Genomic DNA, 19,784 nt, shown 5'->3' on the forward strand with positions numbered 1-19,784 from the left:
TCACCCGGCGCCAAAGCTCATACAAGGAGGTTCTCACGATGGAGAATGCGCCCACTATGCACCGCGTAGCCGCGATTGATTTGGGTACGGTCTCGTCGCGCCTGTCGCTTGCCGAGGTGGCGGGCGGCACGGTGCTCTCTGCACGCAAGCACACCGAGATCACGGACCTCGGACAGGGGGTCGACGCCACAGGGCGCTTTGACGAGGCCGCCGTCGAGCGCGTTGCCACGGCTTGCGCCACCTTTGTGGAGGAGGCCCGCGCGTTTGGGGCAGAGGCAATATCGACGACGCTCACGAGCGCGGCGCGCGATGCTCAAAACGCCGAGGAGCTTCTCGGGCGCCTGCGCGACCTTGGCCTCATCCCTCAGATCATCCCCGGCGAGGTGGAAGCGCGCCTCACGTTTTATGGCGTTGCACACGACTTCCCGGGCGAGCGCATAGCCGTTGCGGACTCCGGCGGCGGTTCGACCGAGATCGTGGTGGGAAGCTACCTGCCGGAGCAGGGCTCGCTTGAGCTCGAGCGCGTGCAGTCGCTCGACATCGGCTGCCGCCGCGTGACCGACCGCTTCCTGCCGGGTGACCCGCCCTTGGGGGCGGACATTCTTGCCGCGGGCCGTTGGGCACGCGAGCAGTTCGAGGCTTATTGGGCAACCGCCCCGCAGCGCCCTGATCGCTTGGTTGCTGTGGGTGGAACCGTCACCACGCTGGTGGCGCTCACGCACGAGCTGGTGCCCTACGATGCATCCTTTGTGCACCTGCATGCGCTGACGGCGCTCGAGGTGGAGCGCGCCATCGACCGCATGCGCAAGCTCCCGGCGTCGGAGATCGCTCAGCTTCCGGGTATCCAGCCCAAGCGCGCCCCTGTTATGCTGGCGGGCGCGGTCGTCATCCGCGAGCTCATGCGCGCCGGCGGCTACGACGAGCTCACCGTAAGCGAGAACAGCCTGCTTGCGGGTGCGGCCTCCACTATCGGCGAGGCGCTTGCCGGTGAGCGTCCCGTTGTGGGCTGGACGCCGGAGCTCTCGCACGAGCGGTAGCGCGGCGGGCGGGTTTTCGCTATACTTCCCCCTACGGGCGATTGGCGCAACGGTTAGCGCAGGTGCTTTACACGCACAAGGCTGGGGGTTCGAATCCCTCATCGCCCACCAGCAAACGATAAGGCCCCCGACCAGCTCGGGGGCCTTTTTGCTACCGTGCTGGCGTTGTCGTTTGCAGCCGCTAGAACGTGACCGTGTGCGGCTCGGCGGTAAACGACGAGAACGTGGCGGTGGCGTTCTCGAGCGCGAACACCTCGCAGTTGCCGTCATCGGCGGCGTACATACCGGCGAGCTCGGGGTGCTCGTCAAGCACTGCCTGACGTGCCTCGACGCGGTCATCGACCACCGCATCGGCCTCGATGCGCAGCCACGACCCGTCGTCGCCCATGGCGCAGATCGCCACGCGCGGATGGGCGAGCATCTGGTCCGAGACCGGCTTTACCTTGCCGGTTTGGATGTAGAGGCGCCCCTCGAACTTGGCGATGGTGCCAAAGGGGCGGACCTGCGGGTTGCCCGCGGCGTCCACCGTGGCGAGGAAATAGGTCTTGTTCTTCTTGAGGTAGGCCAGAACCTCATCCATGCGCTGCTCCTTTCCGACGCGTACCAACACATCCCTTATACCCGGGATACGCGGCAGCCGTGATGAGGAGCTACGCACCGGAGAGGCTGGCCGCGTCCGGTTAGCCCTCGATGCCCGCAAATTCCGTCTGACGGAGCGCCTCATAAAGCACGATGGCTGCGGCGTTGGAGAGGTTGAGGGCGCTGATGCGCCAGTCGTTGGGGTCGACAAAGTTGCCGCAAATGTCCTGCTGGCGCAGCGCGGCGTGGTCGAGGTCCTCGTCGGCGGGGTGCTTCCAGCTCTCGGCATTGGCAAGCGATGCGCCGTCCGGCAGCATTGGGATGCGCTCGCAGCGCTCGGCGTACGCGGCGAGCAACTCCTCGGAAAGACCGGCGCTCTCCTTGCCAAGCACGAGATAGTCGCCGTCACGGTAGGTGGCGTCGCTGTAGATGCGCCGCGCCTTTTTGGTAAGAAAGTGGAGCCGCTTTGCGCCAGCGGGCGTGTCGAGCCCCTCGCCGCGGAGGAACTCCTCCCACGAACCCCAAACGTGCACGTCGAGGTTCTCCCAGTAACCCAGCCCCGCACGTTTGAGCGCGCGGTCGTCGAGCGAGAAGCCCAAGGGCTCCACAAGGTGCAGACGCGTCCCGGTGACCACGCAGGTGCGCCCGATGTTGCCAGTGTTGGCGGGAATCTCGGGTTCTACGAGCACAAGGTTGAACATGCTAGCGTACCTCGTAGGGCGAATCCTCGCCGCGGCTAAACGCCATGAGCGCGCCCACGCTCGAGCGCACCATGTGGCGCACGTCTTCGTTGGTGTAAAACGCCATGTGCGGCGACACGATGACGTTTGGCAGAGCGTCCAGAATCGCACGGTCTCGGTTGGGGAGCACGTCGCGTGATTTGTCGAGGTAATAGAGATTGGACTCGTGCTCGATGGTGTCGAGCGCGGCGCCTCCCAGGTGGCCCGACTCGAGCGCGTCGATAAGCGCGGCGGTATCGACGAGCAGACCGCGCGCCGCATTCACGAGCACCGCGCCCTCGCGCATGCGGGCGAGCTCGGGCGCACCGATCATATGGTGGTTCTCGGGCAGGCCCGGCGCGTGGAGGGTCACCACGTCGGAGGAGGAGAGCAGCGTGTCGAGGTCGGTGTACGTGGCGAGCCCGCGCACACCATCACGCGGATACGGGTCGCAGGCGAGGATGCGGCAGCCAAAGCCGGTGAGCTCGCGGATCACACACGAGCCGATGGCGCCCGTGCCCACCACGCCCACGGTGCACGACGAGAGGGCGCGGCCCAGCTTGCCAGTGAGCGAGAAGTCCTGCGCGGCCGCCTGGCGAAACACGAGCTTGGCGCGACGGAGCGCCATCAGGATGAGCATGATGGTGTAGTCGGCGACGCCCTCAGGCGGGTACGCCGAGTGGGCGATGCGGATCCCCAGCTTGCGCGCGTGGTCGATGTCGATATGGTCAACGCCGATGGAGCGCGTGGCGATGGCGCGGATGCCGAGCTCGTGGTAGCGGTCGAGGAGCTCGGGCGTCATGGGATTGGTGATGATGGAGAGTGCCTCGGCGCCCTCGGCCAGATGCGCGTTCTCAAGCGTGGGGTACTCCGCGGTCCAGCCAAACTCAAAGCCCGCCTCGCGCGCGAGCTCCTCCAGGTAGCCGAGCTCGTCAAAGGGGCGCAGCGCATAGGCAAAGAGTTTCATGAGGGTCCTTCCTAAACGGTTTCGATTCGGTGGATGCAGATGGTGCGTGCGCTATCGTACTACAGGGTCTCCACCCAGTGCAGGGGGTAGCGCTCCCAGTAGGCGCGATAGGTCTTAGCGTCCGGCGCGAAGTCAATCTGGTACAGGCGAAAATCGACGTCGATGTCGCGCGGCGTCCAGTGTTCGCGATAGGTGTAACGGTAGGTCATGCCGAGCCGCTGCATGACGTAGCCGCTGTGGGGGTTGAGCACGTCGTGCGTGGCGGTGACAAAGGGAAAGCCCGCTGATCGTGCAGCCTCAACGACGGCGCGCGCTGCCTCAGCAACATAGCCGCGGCGCCAGTGGGCGGGCAAGAGCCCGTAGCCAAGGTCGAGCGCGTCGTTTTGGCTGTCGATGTTCGCGTAGCCAATCGGCGCGCCCGCCAGCTCGGCGTCGCCGCCGCCCGCCGTGGCGCCGTCCTTCAGGCAGATGGCAAAGCGAAGGTCAAGCGGCGTGCCGTACTTGCCTCGCTCGCCGGCATCGGCCGCACGGTACCAACGCAGGTACTCCTTCTCAAGATGAGCGAGCGCATCCGCCTTGCTAACCATGGGGCCCGCCGGCACAAAGCGCATCTCGTCCTCATGCGAGAAGAGCTCGTAGATAAAATCGGCGTCATCGGGTGTGAAGCGCCTTAGCACCAAGCGGTCGGTCGTGAGCGTGGGCGCGGGCATGCGGTGGTCCTTTCGTCTTGAAAGCGGCATGCGAGTGCGTGTCGCTGCGATTATAGCTACAATACACCAGGCCGATGACGGGCGACGTTGCCTCGTCGGCTGTGCGCGGGCACGTCTCGCGCCTTGCAATCCAACGAAAGGGACCGCATGCCTACTCTCGCGGAGAACGTCTCCTCGCGGCGCACGTTCGCCATCATCTCGCACCCGGACGCGGGCAAGACCACGCTTACCGAGAAGCTTCTGCTCTACACCGGCACCATCCAGTCCGCTGGTTCGGTCAAGGGTAAGAGCTCCGCCAAGCACGCGGTGTCCGACTGGATGGATATCGAGAAGCAGCGCGGCATCTCCGTCACCTCGTCGGTGCTGCAGTTTACCTACAAGGGCTGCTGTGTGAACATCCTCGACACGCCGGGCCACCAGGACTTTTCCGAGGACACCTATCGCACCCTTATGGCGGCCGACGCCGCGGTCATGGTCATCGACGGCGCCAAGGGCGTCGAGGCCCAGACCGTGAAGCTCTTCAAGGTCTGCGCCCTGCGCGGCATCCCCATCTTCACCTTTGTGAACAAGCTCGACCGCGAGACACGCGATCCCTTTGACCTTATGGAAGAGATCGAGGACGTACTCGGCATCGGAACGTATCCCATGAACTGGCCCATCGGCAACGGCAGGACGTTTCGCGGCGTATTTGACCGCGCGAGCCGCCGCGTGCTCGCTTTTGAGGGCGACGGCCGTGCGAACGCCGCCAAGAAGGTGGCCGAGGTCGAGGCCGAGCTCGGCGATCCGGCGCTCGACGCGCTCATTGGCGAGGAGAACCACAAGAACCTGATGGACGACATCGAGCTGCTCGACGGCGCGGACCACGAGTTCGACCTCGAGGCGGTGCGCACGGGCAAGCTCTCGCCGGTCTTCTTTGGCTCTGCCCTCACCAACTTTGGCGTGGAGCCGTTCTTGGCCGATTTTCTGCGCCTGGCGCCCGCGCCCGGGGCGCATACCGACGCGCTTACGGGCGAGGCCGTGGATCCCATCGCAGACGAGTTCTCGGGCTTTGTCTTTAAGATCCAGGCGAACATGGACAAGAACCACCGCGACCGCATCGCGTTCGTGCGCATCTGCTCGGGCAAATTCGAGCGCGGCATGGACGCCTATCACGTGCAAGGCGGCCGAAAGATCAAGCTCGCCACCGGCACCGCGATGATGGCCGACGACCGCGCTATCGTGGACGAGGCGTACGCGGGAGACATCGTGGGCCTTTTTGACCCGGGCATCTTCTCCATCGGCGACACCCTCTGCGCGGGCAAGCGCCGCGTGCAGTTTGCCGGCATCCCCACGTTTGCTCCGGAGCATTTTGCGCGCGTAAGCCAGGTCGACACGCTCAAGCGCAAGCAGTTTGTGAAGGGTATGGAAGAACTCGCCCAAGAGGGTGCCATCCAGATCTTCCGCGAGCTCGGTGCCGGTATGGAGAGCGTGATCGTAGGCGTGGTGGGCGAGCTTCAGTTTGACGTGCTCGAGCAGCGCCTTAAGAGCGAGTACCACGTTGCGGTGCGACGCCAGCCGCTCGGCTACACCGATATCCGCTGGATCCAGGGGGAGTATGACGAGGATGCGGTTCGCGCGCTCAACCTCACGCGCGACACGCTGCGTGTGGAGGACATGCGCGGCGGCAAGCTCCTCCTCTTCACGAGCCCGTGGAACGTCGACTGGGCCAACGAACACAACCCGGACCTCACGCTGTCTGAGTTTGGCAACGTCACGTTCTAGCCTGGCGCTCGCGCAACACGGCGCTGCCCCCAGAGCAGATAAGGTAAGCCACAGTGAACTTATAGGTTTACTGTGGCTTACTTCTTTTGGTGGGCCGTTCCCTCTGACTCATATGTTACGTTCACCTAACTTGTGAGCATCCCCGGTACGCGCCGGGGTCAGCGGGAGGAGACGCTGTAGGATGGTCAACGGCCGTCTGGTAAAGATGGGGCGCGAGTCCATGCGCTATGTGGCCGCGCAGGTGGCGCTGCAATGGGTGGCGCTCGTGGCCAACATCGCCCTGGTCGCAGGTGTGGCGCTGATGGTGGGCGCCCTGCTCAAGGGCCGTATCACAGCTGCGTTTGCGTTGCCGTCGGTCGTGGGCGCCGCGAGCTGCCTTGCCGTGCGCTTTGCAGCCACGCGCGCCGCGGCGAATATGGGGTATCTCGCCTCACGCGGTGTTAAGGAGACGCTGCGCCGCGCGCTCTACCACAAGATGCTCCGCCTGGGACCCGCCTATGCGCAGCAGGTTCCCACATCCGAGGTCGTGCAAGTGGCGGGCGAGGGCGTCGAGCAGATCGAGACGTACTTTGGCCTCTACCTGCCGCAGCTCTTCTATGCGCTCTTGGCGCCTATCACACTCTTTGCCTGCATCGCGCCCATCTCCCTCCCCGTTGCGGCGGGCCTCATCGCGTGCGTGCCGCTTATCCCCATCGCTATCGCGGCAGTGCAGACCATCGCCAAGCGCCTGCTCGCATCGTATTGGGAGCAGTACGCCGAGCTCGGCGACAGCTTCCTCGAGAACCTCCAGGGCCTCACGACCCTCAAGGTCTTTGAGGCGGATGAGGCCAAAGCGCGCCAGATGGACGAGGAGGCCGAGACCTTCCGTCGCGTGACCATGCGCGTGCTCACGATGCAGCTGAACTCGATCATCATCATGGACCTCGTCGCCTACGGTGGGGCGGCGCTCGGCATCTTTCTGGCGGTGAACGAGCTCGCTGCGGGGCGCATCGACCTTCCCGCGGCGTTTGCGATCGTCGTGCTGTCAAGCGAGTTCTTCATTCCCATGCGGACGCTCGGCAGTTATTTCCATACGGCCATGAACGGCTCGGCTGCGGCGGACCGCATCTTCAAGATTCTCGACGCCCCGGAGCCCCGCGTGGGCGAGCGCGACCTCGACGCCGCGCAGGCGCGCGCCGCTATCGGCCGTATTGCGATTGAGGGCCTTTCGTTTTCCTACGTGCCCGAGCGCGAGGTACTGCACGACGTGACGCTTGCCGTGGAGCCCGGGTCGCTCGTGGGCATCACCGGCGCCTCGGGCTCGGGCAAGTCGACGCTCGCCGCGCTCGTGGCGGGCCGGCTCGAGGGGTACTCGGGCTCGGTTTCCGTGGGCGGCGCCGAGGTGCGCGATATCGCGCCGGAAAGCCTCGCGCGCCACTTGGTGGTGGTGCCCACGCGCGGACATCTGTTTGCGGGGACGCTTCGCGAGAACCTCCTTATGGGCGATGCGCATGCAAGCGATGCGCGCCTATGGGACGTCCTTGCGCAGGCGCGCATCGACGGCTTTGTGCGTGAGGCGGGCGGGCTCGATATGCAGATTGCCGAGGGTGCGCAGAACCTCTCCGGCGGGCAGCGCCAGCGCCTCTCGATTGCTCGCGCGCTGCTCACGCGTGCGGAGATTCTCATCTTCGACGAGGCGAGCTCCAACATCGATGCCGATTCCGAGGCGGCCATCGCAAGCCTCATCCGCGACATCGCGGGCACGCGCACCGTCGTGGTGGTGAGCCACCGGCTCGCGAATCTCGAGCGTGCCGACACTATCTGCGTCCTCGACCACGGGCGCCTTGTCGAGCAGGGGAGCCACGAGCGGCTGCTCGCGGCGGGCGGTGCCTACGCAAAACTCTGGCGCGCCCAGCACGACCTCGAGAGGAGCCTCTCATGAGCAGACTCACGATCATGCGGCGCCTCATCGGGCTAGTGGGCCCGCTTTGGGCCGTTATGGCCTTCGCTATCCTGGCGGGTATCGCCGGGCACCTCGCCGCCATCGCGGTGCCCACGGTGGGCCTTGCCGCCGCGCTCTCAGCGGCGGGGTTCGACTTCATGCCCGCCTACGGAACGCTCTTTGCGGTCCTTGCCGCCTGCGCCGTCGCACGCGGTGTGCTGCACTATCTGGAGCAGACAGCAAACCATTACATCGCCTTCAAACTGCTCGCCCGCATCCGGCATCTGGTGTTCGCGGCGCTCCGCCGCCTCGCGCCCGCCAAGCTTGCGGGGCGCGGCCGCGGCGACCTCATCTCGGTCATCACGGGCGACATCGAGCTCCTCGAGGTGTTCTACGCGCACACCATCTCGCCCGTTGCCATTGCGCTTGGGGTGAGCGCGGTCGTGGTGGCGGCGGAGTTTGCGCTGCATCCGCTGTTTGCTGCGCTTGCTGCAGCGGCATTTGCCGCGGTGGGCGTGGCGGTGCCCGTCATCGCCAACGCTGCATCGGGCACAAGCGGCAAGCGCTTCCGTGACGAGCTGGGCGCGCTCGACACCTATCTTCTCGATAGCCTGCGCGGTCTTGGCGAGGCCATGCAGTACGGTGTGGCGCGCGCACGGGGCGAGGAGTTCTTCCGCCGTTCCGCCGCCTTGGCCGAGCGCGAGGCGGAGCTCAAGGACCGCGCTGGCACCAACCAGGCGGCCATGTCCGTTGTGGTTTGGGTCTTCGACCTCGCCATCGCTATCGTAGGCCTTCACCTGTTCTACTTCGGCCACATCACGCTTGCGCACATGCTGCTCGGGACCGTACTGCTCATGAGCTCGTTTGGCCCGGTGCTTGCGCTTGCGAGCCTCGGCACCGGCCTTCAGCAGACGTTTGCGGCGGGCGAGCGCGTGCTCGGCATCCTCGACGAGAAGCCCGCCGTTGCCGAGGTCGCTGCGGGCGAGGAGCCGGCGGGTGCCGAGGTGCGCGTGGAGGGCGTGACGTTTTCCTACGGCGGCGACCCCGTGCTCGACGATATCTCGCTTGACGTGCCCGAGGGCTCTATCGTGGGCCTTGCGGGCAAGAGCGGTTCGGGCAAGTCCACGCTGCTCTCGCTCATCATGCGCTTTTGGGATGTTGACCGCGGGCGTATCGAGGTGGGCGCGGCCGATGTGCGCCGGGCATCGACCCATGGCCTTCGCCGAACGCAGAGCCTCGTCACGCAGGACACGCATCTCTTTAACGAGAGCCTTGCCAACAACATCCGCATCGGCAGGCCGGATGCGACCGATGAGGAGGTCGAGGCGGCTGCCCGCGCCGCCCGTATCCACGACGTGATTGCAGGGCTTCCGGACGGTTACGCCACGCGCGCGGGCGAGTTGGGGGATGTGCTCTCCGCCGGCGAGAAGCAGCGCATCGGGCTTGCGCGAGCGTTTCTGCGCGACGCTCCGCTCATGCTGCTTGACGAGCCGACCTCCAATCTCGACAGCCTGAACGAGGCGGCGATCCTCCGTGCGCTGGAAGATGCCCGTGCGGGCAGAACCGTCGTCATCGTGAGCCATCGTCCGAGTACGCTTGCCATTGCCGACCGCGTCGTCTCGCTTGCAGACGGACGCCTGAGCTAGCGCCCCGAAAGAAAGGAAGCAACATGAAGCGCGCTCTGCACCGCACCCTTATCGAGAAGGTCCTCTTTGTATGCGCCTGGTTTGTACTCGCTCTCGGCGCGATCGGTGTGGTCGTGCCCATCTTGCCCACGACGCCGCTCGTCCTTCTCGCCTCGGCGCTCTTTGCCAAGAGCAGTCCGCGGTTTGATGCCTGGCTGCGCACCACGCGTCTATACAAGAGCTACGTGGTGCCCTTCCGCGAGACGGGAGGCATGACGGCGCGCAAGAAGGTTACGATGTTCGCTGTGACGGCGGCGACCTGCGCCGTGAGCTTCATGCTCGTTGACTTTGTGCCGGCGCGGGCGATTCTGGTGGTTGTGGTGTGCGGTATGGGCATCGCGCTCATGACGCGCATCAGGACCATCACGCCGGAGGAGGAGGCGCGTCTCGGCGCGTAGCGCGCAGGTCCGCGTAGCCCACGGGCCGGCGTAGCGCGCATGCCCGCTTGGCGGGCGCCTCGCGGCCGTCCGCACCTCGCGACCGCGTTTACCTTGTGAACCGATAGGGGAGATGTATGCCCAAGACACCCGACACGCCCGCCGTCGCCCGGCGCCGCGCACGAGAGAAGCGCGTTGTCTCGCAGATGATTGCGTTGTACTGCCGCGGCCATCATGGTGCATCCGAGCGGACCGAGCGCGCGCTCTGCGGCGAGGCCGTGTGCCCGGCGTGTGCCGAGCTCGATGCGCTCGCCGCCCGCCGCACGGAGCTTTGCCCCCATATGGCGACCAAGACCTCGTGCAACAAGTGCGCCAGACACTGCTATCCACCTCAGCAGCGCGATCAAATCCGCGCGGTGATGCGCTACGCGGGCCCGCGCATGCTGTTGCACCACCCTGTGGCGGCGGTGCGTCATCTGTTAGGTAAGTAACGGCGCTTCGGGTGCATCCGTCACGCCCCGTGTGCAAAGTGCACACCCCGTGTGCATCCTGCACGCTTTAGAGCCTTTTAAGCGTTACGGATGCACACAGGGTGTGCAGAATGCACATAGGGCGTGCGGGATGCACACGCACCGTGCCAATTGCACGCAGCAAATGCTACTTGACGGTCATCACAGGTACGTTCACCGAGCGGAGGACGCCAAAGCTCACGCTGCCGATCATGCCGGAGAGGCGGCCCAAGCCGCGCCTGCCCATAACAACAAGGTCGATGTCGTGATTCTCCACGTAGTCGGCAATGCCCTCAACCGCCGAGGAGGCAACGATCGCGTTCGTCACAACCTTGCACTTGGCGCCGTCGAGCGCGTCGTCAATCACGCCCGTCATGTCATCGCGCGTGCGCTGCAGAAGCGCGCCCAGCAGGTTGTCGTAGTCTACCTGCGACGCAACGGAGAACGGGTCCTCGGAGGAGCTGGAGCCAAAGAGCGGGTCGGGCAGCGCCCCCACCGAGACGGCCGTCACCACATGCACCTCCGCCTCGGGGTCGTCGCCCACCATGCCAAAGGCCACATGCAGGGCGCTTTTGGCGTGATCGGACTCGTCATAGGGGACCAGCACTTTCTTGAATAGCATCGTCACCCTCCCATCGTCGCCGCGGACGATACTCGCTTCCGTTATACCCCGCGTGCGCACAAGACGGTTTTGCGATGGCGCCGCGCCGCCGAACGTGCCGTCGGGCGCCGCGACCGGTATGATAGGGACGGTTATGCAAACGCCGGCTGCGGAGGAACCATGCCACACGTGTTTCTGTCCGATCTCACCCCCCACGAGCTGCAGGAGCGCTACGGGCGCGTGCGCTACGTCTTCACCGACCTCGACGGCACCATGATGGGCCCGGGGTCCTGCGTGCTCAAGAACGCGGCGGGCGAGCCCTCGCTCGAGTTCGTCACGGCTCTCGTCGATCTAGCGCGCGCCGGTATCGAGGTCATCCCGTGCTCGGGGCGCAACCGCTCCATGCTTCACGAGGATACGCGCGTGCTCGGCCTCAACAGCTACATCGGCGAGATGGGCGGCCTCATCATGCTCGATCGTGAGCACAACGAGTGGGAGTACTTCACGGCCGATATGCCCTATGACCCCACCGACGGCCGCACCCCGCACGAGGTTATCGAGGCGGCGGGCGTGTGCGACGAGTTTGTGGGCCGTTGGCCGGGCATGCTCGAGTACCACAACGACATGTCGACCGGCTACAAGTACCGCGAGGTCACGGTTGGCTTCCGCGGCGAGGTTGATGACGAGGTAGCGCAGGCCATCCTCGACGAGTCCGGCCTTCCCCTCGACTGGGCGTGCAACGGTTTTCTGAACTACATCTCCGCCCCCACCACCCTTAAGCTTCCCGAGGGCGTGCGCGGGCGCGCCTTCAACATCCAGCCGCGCGGGCTCGAGAAGGGCCGTGCCATCCGCCGCTTCTGCGAGCGCCGCGACATCGATCCGGCGGAGACCCTCTCCATCGGCGACGCCGAGTCCGACTTCCTCATGGCGGACGCGACCGCGCAGTTCATCCTGGTGGAAAACGGCCTCAAGGACCCGGGCGCGGAGCTGTTCCTCGCCGGGCACGACAACGCCTGCATCGCGCGCGGCCGCACCATCGACGCTTGGTCGGGCGCTATGCGCATGGTGCTCGAAGCCGTCCGCAACGCATAAGGGAGGCGGCTATGGGCGAGGTGAGCGACTGCACGGTTAAGGCGACTGCAAACGGTATGGCTGAGGTGGCCGAGGGCTGCGTCGCGTCGGCGATCGCGGGTCACGCGGCCGAGGCGATCGCGGCGGCCATTCCGGCCTATGAGGGCGACGAGCGGCCCATCGGCATCTTTGACTCAGGCCTCGGCGGCCTTACCGTGGCGCGTGCCATCTCGCAGGCGCTGCCGCACGAGTCCATCTGCTACATCGGCGATACCGAGCGCTGCCCCTACGGTGTGCGCTCCGAGGCCGAGGTGCGCTCGTTTGTCTTGCAGGTGGGCAGCTGGCTCACGCGCCAGAACGTCAAGATGATCATCATCGCCTGCAACACCGCCACGGCGGCGGCGCTGCAGCTTGCCCAGCAGACCTTTGACGTGCCCGTCATCGGCGTGATTGTGCCCGGTGCGCGCGCTGCCATTCACAGTACGCGCTCGCGCAAGGTGGGCGTGCTCGCCACCGAGCTCACCATCCGCTCGGGCGCCTACGCGCGCGCCATTCAGGATTTTGACGCGGGCGTGGACGTGTTCGGTTGCGCGGCGCCTGAGTTTGTTGAGCTGGTGGAGCACGAGCTTGCCGACGGTGTGCGCGACGGCACCCGCTGGCTTGGCGGCGTGGACGTGTTCGACACCCCTGCGATCCGCGCGATCGTGGCAGAGCGCGTCGCGCCCCTGCGCGACCGCGGGGTCGATACCGTGGTACTCGGTTGCACGCATTTCCCGCTGCTCGTAGGTCCCATCCGCGCTGCGCTTGGCGAGGGGGTGCGGGTGGTGTCCTCCGCAGAGGAGATCACGCGCGAACTCGCCGAGATGCTCATGCGCCGCGAGGAGCTCGCCGCTTCGGAGGTGCCGGTGCGGCATCGCTTTGCCACAACCTCGGCGGACACGGCGTCGTTCGCTACGGCGGGCGGGTTTATTTTTGGCCAACCGCTTGGCGAGGTCGAGCACGTGGCACCCGTGGTGCTCGAGCGCTCGGCGGCCTCTTTGCTGTAGCGCTGCGCCGCCCGACGTATTCGGAAAACCTTCGAAGTACGTGGACTTAATTTCGCTGGCTACATAGTCAGCCTGTATCGATGAGTCTTATCAGGGCGTTTACCACTCACGCTAAGCTGCTAGACCGCTGAGCCGAATAGGCCCACTTACTTCGTTTTGTTTTGTGCGTCAAACGAGCTCGAGGTAGTCCTCGCCCGCGCCGCAGACCGGGCATGCGGGCGGCTCGCCCTCGGGCACGTCAAAGACGGCGCCGCACATGAGGCAGCGGTAGGTGCGCGTCGCAGGTGCAGCGGCACCGGCCGGGTCTGTGGCCGCGTCCGCGACCGCTGCTGCATCGTTCTCGGGGATGAGCTTGAGCAGGCGCTCGGCGGCGGCAGCTACGGGAAAGTCGTCCGAGGGAGGCGCCGCCACGAGCGCGCGCAACAGGTCGTGGGCGTTTTTGCTCTGCGGCAGCATGTAGCCGCTCTCGCGTAGAAGGTCCTCGGCAACAAGACGCGTGGCCCGGGCGAAGGCGGCGCCGAGCCTGCCTGCCCCCTCATCTTCGGCGGAGGCGGCAAGCGCGCGGGCGAGTTCTTCGGTGCGCGCCTTTTCGCGTGCCATGGCGAGCGCGGGCGCAAGCACCGTCTCGCTCTTCATCTGCTGAGGCGGGTAGGAGAGGGGCACCAGCGAGATCGCGCCGCTTGGGCAGGCGGCCGCGCACTCGCCGCAGCCGATGCACTTCTCGGGGTCGATGATGCTGTTCTCGGTATCGCTTGCGCCGGTGGGGCACACGTAGAGGCAGAGGCAGTCCTTGGTGCAAAGGCGCAGGTTTCTTACGGCAATGTGGGTCTTCTCGGTTGCCATCATGCGGCCCTCCCGCGGATCTCGTCAAACTTCCAATCGGGCACCTTGCAGACGGGGCAGAGCGCGGGCGGGCGCTCGCCCACAAACGTAAAGCCGCATACCGAGCAGACCCAGATGCGAGCGCCATCGAGCATCGCGGGTCCCTCGCGCCGGTACCGCTCGGCAAGCGAGGCGAGGGTCCGCGTCACCTTCTCGCCCCACGTGCAGATACGGAGCGTCCCGCGGTCGGTCGCGCCCTCGGCAGCGGAGCGGAGCGCCGGATAGCCGGTGTCGAGGTCGCGCTGGAAGTGGTCGGCAAGTTCGCTGATGGCTCGGGCGTCATCGGTGCCCGGCTCGGCCGCCGCGCGCGCGGTAAAGTACGTCGCGAGCTCGCCAAAGAGCGCGGACTCCTCGGCGAGGTACTGCTTCTCGCAGCCGCGAGCGAGGTTAGAGCAGATAGCAGCGAGCACACCGGCGGGAAGCTCAGTGAGATCGTGGTCGAGGGGCGTGTCCGCAGACGCGGCGGCGGCCATCGCAGGACCAGACGACGCGTCAGCAGGCGAGGTCACGGCCGACGATGCGCCTGCGGCCGTCGCGCCGGCGTCCGTGGAGGCTGCCGCACGCTCGGGCTCGAAGGCGCTCTTGGCAGCGCCGCAGAGGGGGCAGGTCCACGTTTCGGGAAGCTCCGCGAAAGGCGTTTCCTCCACCTCCTCGTCGTAGACGTATCCGCAGATGGAGCAAACGTAGCGCATGCGGCCTCCCTCCGCCGTGGCGCCCGGCGGATTATGCGCGCCGAGCGCAAAACTATACCTTGATTGCACCGGGCAGAGTAACGACCTGTCAAGTGCGAACCCGGCAACGGTTGCCCCGGCGTTCCCAACGGTTTTTTCTGCGCCTGCCGAGCACAGGTACCGTATGCAGGTAGAATGGTGCGCACCGCAAACGGCGCGCGTCCCGGGCGTCGCAGGCCGAGGTGTACGGAACGCGCGGCGCACAGAGACCGGAGAAGGGGAGGAGCGTATGGCCATCTGGATTACCGGAGACATTCACGGCGGTATCGACATCGCCAAGCTCTCGTACCGCCGCTGGCCGGAGGGGCGCCTCCTCACGCGTGAGGACTTTGTTATCGTCGCGGGTGACTTTGGGATGCCGTGGAGCGGTTCCAACGACGAGCTCTACTGGCTGGACTGGTTGAACAATCGCCCCTGGACCACGCTCTACGTCGACGGCAACCACGAATGTTACCCCTATCTCGAGGATCTTCCCGTGACTGAGCGCTGGGGCGGCAAGGTCCAGGTCTACCCTGAGTATCCCAACATCATCCGCCTCATGCGCGGGCAGGTTTTCGATCTGCCCAACGTTTCCCGCGGCGCCGTCAACGAGGGCGACGAGCCGCCGGCTTCGCCCGCCAACCCCGCGCCTTCCACGCGGCGCATCTTCACCATGGGTGGCGCCGATAGTCACGACAAGGAGTGGCGCACGCCCGGCTTGAGCTGGTTTCCCGAGGAGCTCCCCTCGTGGGACGAGTACGCAGAAGCCGAGCGCAACCTCGCGGCTGCCGATTGGCAGGTGGACCTCGCCATCTCGCATTGTTGCGCTACGCGGTGGCTGCCCGCGGTGCTGCCCGCCGACTCCCTCGCCGAAGGCATTACGACCGACGCCCTTACAACGTGGTTCGACGACATCGAGGACCGCCTCTCCTTCCGCATGTGGCTCTTTGGCCACTACCACACCGACGTTATGCCGGACACGCGCCACCGCGCGCTCTACCGGGATATCGTCTCGGTGAACGAGTTGTTGGCGGAGAGCGGGCGCGCATGACGCGGGATGAGCTCTTTCAGGCAGACATGGCCCGCGACATCGCGCTCGCAGGCAGGCCCCTTGCCGCCCCGCACGCGACGCGCTTTGCCGAGGAAGGCGCTCACGACCCCACGCCTACGCCGTATTTTGTGCTGGACGAGCTGCTGGCTCCTCTCCATCTGGGCGAGGGTGACCACCTGCTCGACGTGGGTTGCGGGTGCGGCCGCGTGCTCGCCTACGCGGCACAGCGCTTCCCGGCGGCGCTCGCGACCGGCGTCGAGCTCGATCCTGAGCTCGCCCGCATCGCGCAGGCGTGGACGGAACCACGCCCCAACCTCGCGGTCCGGCAGGCAAGCGTGCTCGATTTGGACCTTACGCCCTACACCCACATCTACCTCTTCAATCCCTTCGACACAGCGGTGCTCACCCGTTTTCTCGACAAGCTTGCGCGCGAGGCCCGGCGCCCCGTCACGCTCGTCCATATGTCCGACAACGGCGAGACCTATTCCTACCTCGGCCGTGCTGGCTTCTCGCTCATACTCGAGGGGAGTATCCAGAGCTATTGCACGGCAGAAGGAGCGGCGGTCGAGGTCTTCGGCTGCCCGCAGCACTGGTCCCGCTGGCGCTTCACACCCTGATACGGGTATCATGCAGCTCGAAGCGGACGACAGCCGAGCTGCGGGTGGTGGCATACCGCCCGCCCATTGCCGCCCGTGGCGTCTGCTTGCTGCCGTCAGCGGCGCAGGCCGACGTTCTCGCCGTTTGCAACAGCGTCCCTATCGTCGTTCCGCTCGATTCTTCTACAAGGAGCTCTCATGTCCCAGCTCTACCTCGTCCGCCACGGTCAGACCCTTTTCAACGCACTCCGCCGCAAGCAGGGTTGGTGCGACTCGCCCCTCACCGAGGTGGGTATCAAGCAGGCCCACCTCGCTGGCAAAGTGCTGCGCGAGCGCAGCATCACCTTCGACCACTTCTACTCCTCTCCCGCCGAGCGCGCCTGCGACACGCTCGAGATTGTGCTCGATGAGCTCGGCTTGGCGGGCACGCCGTACGAGCGCGTAAAGGGTTTGAAGGAGCAGAACTTCGGTGTCTTCGAGGGGCTCACCGAGGATACCAACCCGCCGCGCGGCACGCTCGGTTTTTATGCGCAGTTTGGCGGCGAGTCCGAGGAGGAGGCCGCCGCGCGCATGGCGGCGTGCATGGCCGAGCTTATGGCTCGTGAGGGGCACGAGCGCGTGCTTGCCGCGGTCCACGGCGGCGTGCTCTGGTTCACGCTGCTCGCGGCTGGCAAGGAGCACCTCGCGCGCCTCGACAACCCGCAGCCCATCCCTAATGCGGCGATTCTGGTGTGCGATTGGGACGGCGAGCATCTCACGCCCGTCGAGCTCATCGATCCGGCCGAGGGGCAGGGTGTCTGCTAGTCTGTGCCTCGGCTGCCATTGAAATCTATAGGCAGCGGTTGACTGGCGATGCGGACTACGAGGTATACTGAAGATGCCAGCGGGCCCGTGATCTAAAGGTAGCTACGGGCGGCGCGGTGTGGTTAAGGCGCCTGTTCCAGCAGGCGCCTTCTTGCTACTCAGGTGATATTGGGCTAACTGACGTTTGTCCACCAAGTGAACTCGCATCCATCTGCGGAGTTGAATTGCAGATAACCGTTGTATACCTGCAAATACCCTGTCACCGAGAGCCAGCAGTTAGGAATCTGATCAACGTCGGTAAGCATGGGCGAGAATGCGCTCCAGTCCCCCTCGGTCCAGATGACGAGCTGGACGCTGTCTGTTGCGGGGTATGCGCTTCCGATATTAACGAAGACGGGCTTGCCAGCGGAATCGCTTGAGTGGGTTACACCTACGACGGGGCCGGCGACTGTGCACCAGGTACCGGCTTTTGCCCACGCGTTGTACCACCGATCGCTTTCGGGAATGGAGAGAAGGTCCGGGGATGTGGTCGGCCAGCGCGGGTCGTCATACGTTGGCAAAGCGCGGTGAGCTCCGCCCCCTGAATGAGGGCTGGAATTGCTTTCAGATCTATTCCACTCGGTGTTTGGTGAAGAGGTGTCAACCTCGTTACTCTCCACTAGGTTGTCAGGATCGCCGTCGTATTCTTTTCCGCATTTCTCGCAGATGTAGGTGTCATCGCGAAGAGCATGGAGGTAAACGTGAAGATGCCCGTCGTTTTCTTCGTAGTCATAGGAGACGGGCTCACTGTTATGGATAAACGAGCATCCGCAAAGCAGTAACGGATTGAGTGCGAGGAGGATGAAGGCGATGCAGGCAAAGCGTCTCATGGCAGCCCCTTTGCTCGGTATACTGCTGTAGCTTGAGTATACTGCCACCTCGCTTTGGCACGGGCTATGCGTTTGAGGAATCGGCTTCGATTTTTGGCTCGTCCTCTTCCGGATACATCTTCTTCCTCCTGATGAAGTAGGCGCCACCCAGATAGGCCGTCATAAGGACCCAGGTCACCGGCTCGGTGGCGCAGGTACCAATGTAGCCCCAGACGGGGATGAGGAAGCTTGCGGCGAGGAACTTCATGGCGAGCTCCACGCAGCTGGATATCACGGGTGCCGCCTTGTAGCCCATGGACTGCATGGCGGTGCGCAGGCACAAAAGAACGCCCAGCACGGCAAAGAATGGCAGGCTGAAGTGGATGGCGAGCGTGCCGCCCTCGATGATGCCCGCGCTTTGCGTGCCGGTGATGAGGCGGACCATAAACTCGCCCACGGCAAAGCCGAGCGCGCAGGCTATGAGGCCCCAGATAATCTCGAGCACAAGGGCGATGCGCAGCCCTTGGCGGATACGGTCGTAGCGACGCGCGCCCCAGTTTTGCGAGACAAAGGTCGAGGCGGCGGCCGCAAGCGTGCCCGAGGGCGTCATGAACGCCTCGATGATCTTGCGGGCGGCGGCGTAGGCGGCGATGAGCGTCTCGCCGAGCGCGTTGTTGGCGCGCTGGAAGATGAGCGTGCCCACGTTGACCACGCAGAGCATGAGCGCCATGGCAAAGCCCGAGCTCAGAAGCTCCGGCCAGAGCTTCTGCGAGGCGCGCCAGTCGCCGCGTTCGGGCAGGATCGCCTGGTACTTGCGCAGCAGCGTACCGCCGCAGAGCACCGCCGAGAGCGCCTGGGCAAGGACGGTGCCAAGCGCCGTTCCCACCACGCCAAGGCCGAGTACGATGATAAAGAAGAGGTCGAGGGCGATGTTCACGAGGCTCGACACCACAAGCACGTAGAGCGGCGTGCGGCTGTTGCCCACCGCGCGCAGAATGCTCGAGAACATGTTGTAGCCCACCGTGGTGAAGAGCCCCAAGCTCAAGATGAGCATGTAGGCAAAGGACTGCTCAAAGATGCCCTCGGGGATGTTCATGAAGTGGAGCATCGGCGTGAGGAAGATGACCGAGAGCGTTGTGGCGATCACCACGAGTGCTCCGTTTAGGATGAGCATGCCGGCGATGGAGCGGCGCAGACGCTTCTCGTTATGCGAGCCAAACGCCTGGGTGACGGGGATGGCAAAGCCGTTGTTCATGCTGATGACAAGGCTCATGAGCAGGTTATAGAGGGCAGACACCGCGCCCACGGCAGAGATGGCGTCGTCGCCGACGAAGTAACCCATCTCCATGGTGTCGATCATGGTGTACACCTGCTGGAAGAGGTTGCCGATGAGCATGGGCATGGCAAAGGCGATGAGCAGCTTTAAGGGATCGCCGACGGTCATGTCTTGCATGCGCGCGGATGCTTTCTTGGCGGTCTTCATGGGCGAGATCCTATCTAGCGATGCTCGAGGTGTTTGCCGGCGGGGAGGGTGCCCTCCGAGCCCTCTTGACGCCTCGAGTGGGTGATATGTGAACTGGGATGGACGGCTCGGTGTCTGCGTTGCACCTGCCCCGCGCATCCGTGTCGCCCCGACTGTTATACCGCAAACACCGCTTCGGTGGGGCGTTAAACGAAAAGCTGGTGCAGCAGCACCGTTGGCGCAAAAACCCGTCCCATGAGTTTATAAGTGCTTTTTTTTTCAGGTATTTTATAGGTGAGATACTGGAGCCAGGAGAGGAGTTCGTCCGCAGCCAATACGTTCCGTTTCGCTTTTGCCTTGCGCTCATGAAACGCTCGTCGCTCACACTCGACATAGGACTTAACCGTATGGCTGCTGCTCAAGATAGCTTTTACCTTATGAGTTGTCT

21 protein-coding genes and 1 tRNA gene are annotated in these 19,784 nt (G+C 64.9%); 12 read left to right on the forward strand and 10 right to left on the reverse strand.

What is annotated here, in order from left to right:
* Positions 1 to 38: 38 nt before the first annotated feature.
* Together B5F89_RS03885 and B5F89_RS03890 are read left to right on the forward strand one after the other, a co-directional pair.
* Positions 39 to 1,037 carry a hypothetical protein gene (locus B5F89_RS03885; protein WP_239286663.1) on the forward strand — a complete coding sequence of 333 codons (999 nt, stop codon included), beginning with the start codon at positions 39 to 41 and terminating at the stop codon, positions 1,035 to 1,037.
* A gap of 35 nt (positions 1,038 to 1,072) precedes the next feature.
* A tRNA-Val gene (locus B5F89_RS03890) sits at positions 1,073 to 1,148 on the forward strand.
* Between the two features lie 70 nt (positions 1,149 to 1,218).
* Here the strand turns inward: B5F89_RS03890 and B5F89_RS03895 are convergent.
* From B5F89_RS03895 to B5F89_RS03910, 4 genes are all read right to left on the reverse strand, one after another.
* Positions 1,219 to 1,617: a pyridoxamine 5'-phosphate oxidase family protein gene (locus tag B5F89_RS03895; protein ID WP_087430487.1), complete on the reverse strand. Its 399-nt coding sequence runs from the start codon at positions 1,615 to 1,617 to the stop codon at positions 1,219 to 1,221.
* A 100-nt stretch (positions 1,618 to 1,717) separates the two neighbouring features.
* Positions 1,718 to 2,317, reverse strand: a complete 600-nt coding sequence (locus B5F89_RS03900; RefSeq protein ID WP_087430488.1) for a tRNA (cytidine(34)-2'-O)-methyltransferase — start codon at positions 2,315 to 2,317, stop codon at positions 1,718 to 1,720.
* Position 2,318: 1 nt separating this feature from the next.
* Positions 2,319 to 3,302, reverse strand: coding sequence for a D-isomer specific 2-hydroxyacid dehydrogenase family protein (locus tag B5F89_RS03905; protein ID WP_087430489.1), 984 nt, complete (start codon positions 3,300 to 3,302; stop codon positions 2,319 to 2,321).
* A 59-nt stretch (positions 3,303 to 3,361) separates the two neighbouring features.
* A complete protein-coding gene (locus B5F89_RS03910) occupies positions 3,362 to 4,012 on the reverse strand; it encodes a GNAT family N-acetyltransferase (protein ID WP_087430490.1) in 651 nt (216 codons plus the stop codon).
* A gap of 147 nt (positions 4,013 to 4,159) precedes the next feature.
* Between B5F89_RS03910 and B5F89_RS03915 the strand changes: the two genes are divergently transcribed.
* The 5 genes from B5F89_RS03915 (at position 4,160) to B5F89_RS03935 (ending at position 10,247) form a co-directional block, all read left to right on the forward strand.
* Complete coding sequence (locus tag B5F89_RS03915; RefSeq protein ID WP_087430491.1) at positions 4,160 to 5,773, forward strand: peptide chain release factor 3; 1,614 nt, start codon at positions 4,160 to 4,162, stop codon at positions 5,771 to 5,773.
* Positions 5,774 to 5,954: 181 nt separating this feature from the next.
* Positions 5,955 to 7,694, forward strand: a complete 1,740-nt coding sequence (locus B5F89_RS03920; protein ID WP_087430492.1) for an ABC transporter ATP-binding protein/permease — start codon at positions 5,955 to 5,957, stop codon at positions 7,692 to 7,694.
* Positions 7,691 to 9,340, forward strand: a complete 1,650-nt coding sequence (locus B5F89_RS03925) for an ABC transporter ATP-binding protein (protein WP_239286664.1) — start codon at positions 7,691 to 7,693, stop codon at positions 9,338 to 9,340. The genes B5F89_RS03920 and B5F89_RS03925 overlap by 4 nt, the downstream gene beginning before the upstream one ends.
* Positions 9,341 to 9,363: 23 nt before the next feature.
* Positions 9,364 to 9,777 (forward strand): YbaN family protein, encoded by a 414-nt coding sequence (locus B5F89_RS03930; protein ID WP_087430493.1) that lies wholly within the window; start codon positions 9,364 to 9,366, stop codon positions 9,775 to 9,777.
* Positions 9,778 to 9,893: 116 nt separating this feature from the next.
* The gene (locus B5F89_RS03935; protein WP_087430494.1) at positions 9,894 to 10,247 is read left to right on the forward strand and encodes a nitrous oxide-stimulated promoter family protein; all 354 of its coding nucleotides are present in this window, start codon (positions 9,894 to 9,896) and stop codon (positions 10,245 to 10,247) included.
* Positions 10,248 to 10,413: 166 nt separating this feature from the next.
* Here B5F89_RS03935 and B5F89_RS03940 read toward each other — a convergent pair whose 3' ends face one another.
* Positions 10,414 to 10,887 carry a universal stress protein gene (locus B5F89_RS03940; protein ID WP_239286665.1) on the reverse strand — a complete coding sequence of 158 codons (474 nt, stop codon included), beginning with the start codon at positions 10,885 to 10,887 and terminating at the stop codon, positions 10,414 to 10,416.
* Between the two features lie 159 nt (positions 10,888 to 11,046).
* On the opposite strand from B5F89_RS03940, the gene B5F89_RS03945 reads away from it, so the two are divergent.
* Together B5F89_RS03945 and murI are read left to right on the forward strand one after the other, a co-directional pair.
* Positions 11,047 to 11,958 carry an HAD hydrolase family protein gene (locus B5F89_RS03945; protein ID WP_087430496.1) on the forward strand — a complete coding sequence of 304 codons (912 nt, stop codon included), beginning with the start codon at positions 11,047 to 11,049 and terminating at the stop codon, positions 11,956 to 11,958.
* An 11-nt stretch (positions 11,959 to 11,969) separates the two neighbouring features.
* Positions 11,970 to 12,983 (forward strand): glutamate racemase, encoded by a 1,014-nt coding sequence (murI, locus tag B5F89_RS03950; RefSeq protein WP_239286666.1) that lies wholly within the window; start codon positions 11,970 to 11,972, stop codon positions 12,981 to 12,983.
* A gap of 168 nt (positions 12,984 to 13,151) precedes the next feature.
* Here the strand turns inward: murI and B5F89_RS03955 are convergent, their stop codons facing one another.
* The gene (locus tag B5F89_RS03955) at positions 13,152 to 13,829 is read right to left on the reverse strand and encodes a 4Fe-4S binding protein (protein WP_087430497.1); all 678 of its coding nucleotides are present in this window, start codon (positions 13,827 to 13,829) and stop codon (positions 13,152 to 13,154) included.
* Positions 13,826 to 14,557: a rubredoxin-like domain-containing protein gene (locus tag B5F89_RS03960; RefSeq protein ID WP_087430498.1), complete on the reverse strand. Its 732-nt coding sequence runs from the start codon at positions 14,555 to 14,557 to the stop codon at positions 13,826 to 13,828. The genes B5F89_RS03955 and B5F89_RS03960 overlap by 4 nt, the downstream gene beginning before the upstream one ends.
* 268 nt (positions 14,558 to 14,825) lie before the next feature.
* Between B5F89_RS03960 and B5F89_RS03965 the strand changes: the two genes are divergently transcribed.
* The 3 genes from B5F89_RS03965 (at position 14,826) to B5F89_RS03975 (ending at position 17,026) form a co-directional block, all read left to right on the forward strand.
* The gene (locus tag B5F89_RS03965) at positions 14,826 to 15,626 is read left to right on the forward strand and encodes a metallophosphoesterase family protein (RefSeq protein WP_158098414.1); all 801 of its coding nucleotides are present in this window, start codon (positions 14,826 to 14,828) and stop codon (positions 15,624 to 15,626) included.
* Positions 15,623 to 16,243: a class I SAM-dependent methyltransferase gene (locus B5F89_RS03970; protein ID WP_087430500.1), complete on the forward strand. Its 621-nt coding sequence runs from the start codon at positions 15,623 to 15,625 to the stop codon at positions 16,241 to 16,243. The genes B5F89_RS03965 and B5F89_RS03970 overlap by 4 nt, the downstream gene beginning before the upstream one ends.
* A 177-nt stretch (positions 16,244 to 16,420) precedes the next feature.
* Complete coding sequence (locus tag B5F89_RS03975) at positions 16,421 to 17,026, forward strand: histidine phosphatase family protein (protein ID WP_087430501.1); 606 nt, start codon at positions 16,421 to 16,423, stop codon at positions 17,024 to 17,026.
* Positions 17,027 to 17,199: 173 nt separating this feature from the next.
* Here the strand turns inward: B5F89_RS03975 and B5F89_RS03980 are convergent, their stop codons facing one another.
* From B5F89_RS03980 to B5F89_RS09975, 3 genes are all read right to left on the reverse strand, one after another.
* Positions 17,200 to 17,895, reverse strand: a complete 696-nt coding sequence (locus B5F89_RS03980; protein WP_087430502.1) for a hypothetical protein — start codon at positions 17,893 to 17,895, stop codon at positions 17,200 to 17,202.
* Positions 17,896 to 17,959: 64 nt separating this feature from the next.
* Positions 17,960 to 19,357 (reverse strand): MATE family efflux transporter, encoded by a 1,398-nt coding sequence (locus tag B5F89_RS03985; protein ID WP_158098415.1) that lies wholly within the window; start codon positions 19,355 to 19,357, stop codon positions 17,960 to 17,962.
* A gap of 185 nt (positions 19,358 to 19,542) precedes the next feature.
* Positions 19,543 to 19,758 carry a hypothetical protein gene (locus B5F89_RS09975; RefSeq protein WP_143758334.1) on the reverse strand — a complete coding sequence of 72 codons (216 nt, stop codon included), beginning with the start codon at positions 19,756 to 19,758 and terminating at the stop codon, positions 19,543 to 19,545.
* Between the last annotated feature and the right edge of the window lie 26 nt (positions 19,759 to 19,784).

This window comes from Collinsella sp. An307 (assembly GCF_002161805.1).
Taxonomy (GTDB): domain Bacteria; phylum Actinomycetota; class Coriobacteriia; order Coriobacteriales; family Coriobacteriaceae; genus Coprousia.

Excerpts from the sequence above, each read along its gene's own strand:
- B5F89_RS03945 (WP_087430496.1), top strand. The coding sequence starts at position 11,047 with ATGCCACACGTGTTTCTGTCCGATCTCACCCCCCACGAGCTGCAGGAG.
- B5F89_RS03975 (WP_087430501.1), top strand. The coding sequence starts at position 16,421 with ATGTCCCAGCTCTACCTCGTCCGCCACGGTCAGACCCTTTTCAACGCA.
- B5F89_RS03895 (WP_087430487.1), bottom strand. The coding sequence starts at position 1,617 with ATGGATGAGGTTCTGGCCTACCTCAAGAAGAACAAGACCTATTTCCTC.
- B5F89_RS03980 (WP_087430502.1), bottom strand. The coding sequence starts at position 17,895 with ATGAGACGCTTTGCCTGCATCGCCTTCATCCTCCTCGCACTCAATCCG.
- B5F89_RS03905 (WP_087430489.1), bottom strand. The coding sequence starts at position 3,302 with ATGAAACTCTTTGCCTATGCGCTGCGCCCCTTTGACGAGCTCGGCTAC.
- B5F89_RS03900 (WP_087430488.1), bottom strand. The coding sequence starts at position 2,317 with ATGTTCAACCTTGTGCTCGTAGAACCCGAGATTCCCGCCAACACTGGC.
- B5F89_RS03970 (WP_087430500.1), top strand. The coding sequence starts at position 15,623 with ATGACGCGGGATGAGCTCTTTCAGGCAGACATGGCCCGCGACATCGCG.
- B5F89_RS03960 (WP_087430498.1), bottom strand. The coding sequence starts at position 14,557 with ATGCGCTACGTTTGCTCCATCTGCGGATACGTCTACGACGAGGAGGTG.
- B5F89_RS03920 (WP_087430492.1), top strand. The coding sequence starts at position 5,955 with ATGGTCAACGGCCGTCTGGTAAAGATGGGGCGCGAGTCCATGCGCTAT.
- murI (WP_239286666.1), top strand. The coding sequence starts at position 11,970 with ATGGGCGAGGTGAGCGACTGCACGGTTAAGGCGACTGCAAACGGTATG.
- B5F89_RS03955 (WP_087430497.1), bottom strand. The coding sequence starts at position 13,829 with ATGATGGCAACCGAGAAGACCCACATTGCCGTAAGAAACCTGCGCCTT.
- B5F89_RS03940 (WP_239286665.1), bottom strand. The coding sequence starts at position 10,887 with ATGCTATTCAAGAAAGTGCTGGTCCCCTATGACGAGTCCGATCACGCC.
- B5F89_RS03965 (WP_158098414.1), top strand. The coding sequence starts at position 14,826 with ATGGCCATCTGGATTACCGGAGACATTCACGGCGGTATCGACATCGCC.
- B5F89_RS03925 (WP_239286664.1), top strand. The coding sequence starts at position 7,691 with ATGAGCAGACTCACGATCATGCGGCGCCTCATCGGGCTAGTGGGCCCG.
- B5F89_RS03930 (WP_087430493.1), top strand. The coding sequence starts at position 9,364 with ATGAAGCGCGCTCTGCACCGCACCCTTATCGAGAAGGTCCTCTTTGTA.
- B5F89_RS03910 (WP_087430490.1), bottom strand. The coding sequence starts at position 4,012 with ATGCCCGCGCCCACGCTCACGACCGACCGCTTGGTGCTAAGGCGCTTC.
- B5F89_RS03935 (WP_087430494.1), top strand. The coding sequence starts at position 9,894 with ATGCCCAAGACACCCGACACGCCCGCCGTCGCCCGGCGCCGCGCACGA.
- B5F89_RS03985 (WP_158098415.1), bottom strand. The coding sequence starts at position 19,357 with ATGAAGACCGCCAAGAAAGCATCCGCGCGCATGCAAGACATGACCGTC.
- B5F89_RS03915 (WP_087430491.1), top strand. The coding sequence starts at position 4,160 with ATGCCTACTCTCGCGGAGAACGTCTCCTCGCGGCGCACGTTCGCCATC.
- B5F89_RS03885 (WP_239286663.1), top strand. The coding sequence starts at position 39 with ATGGAGAATGCGCCCACTATGCACCGCGTAGCCGCGATTGATTTGGGT.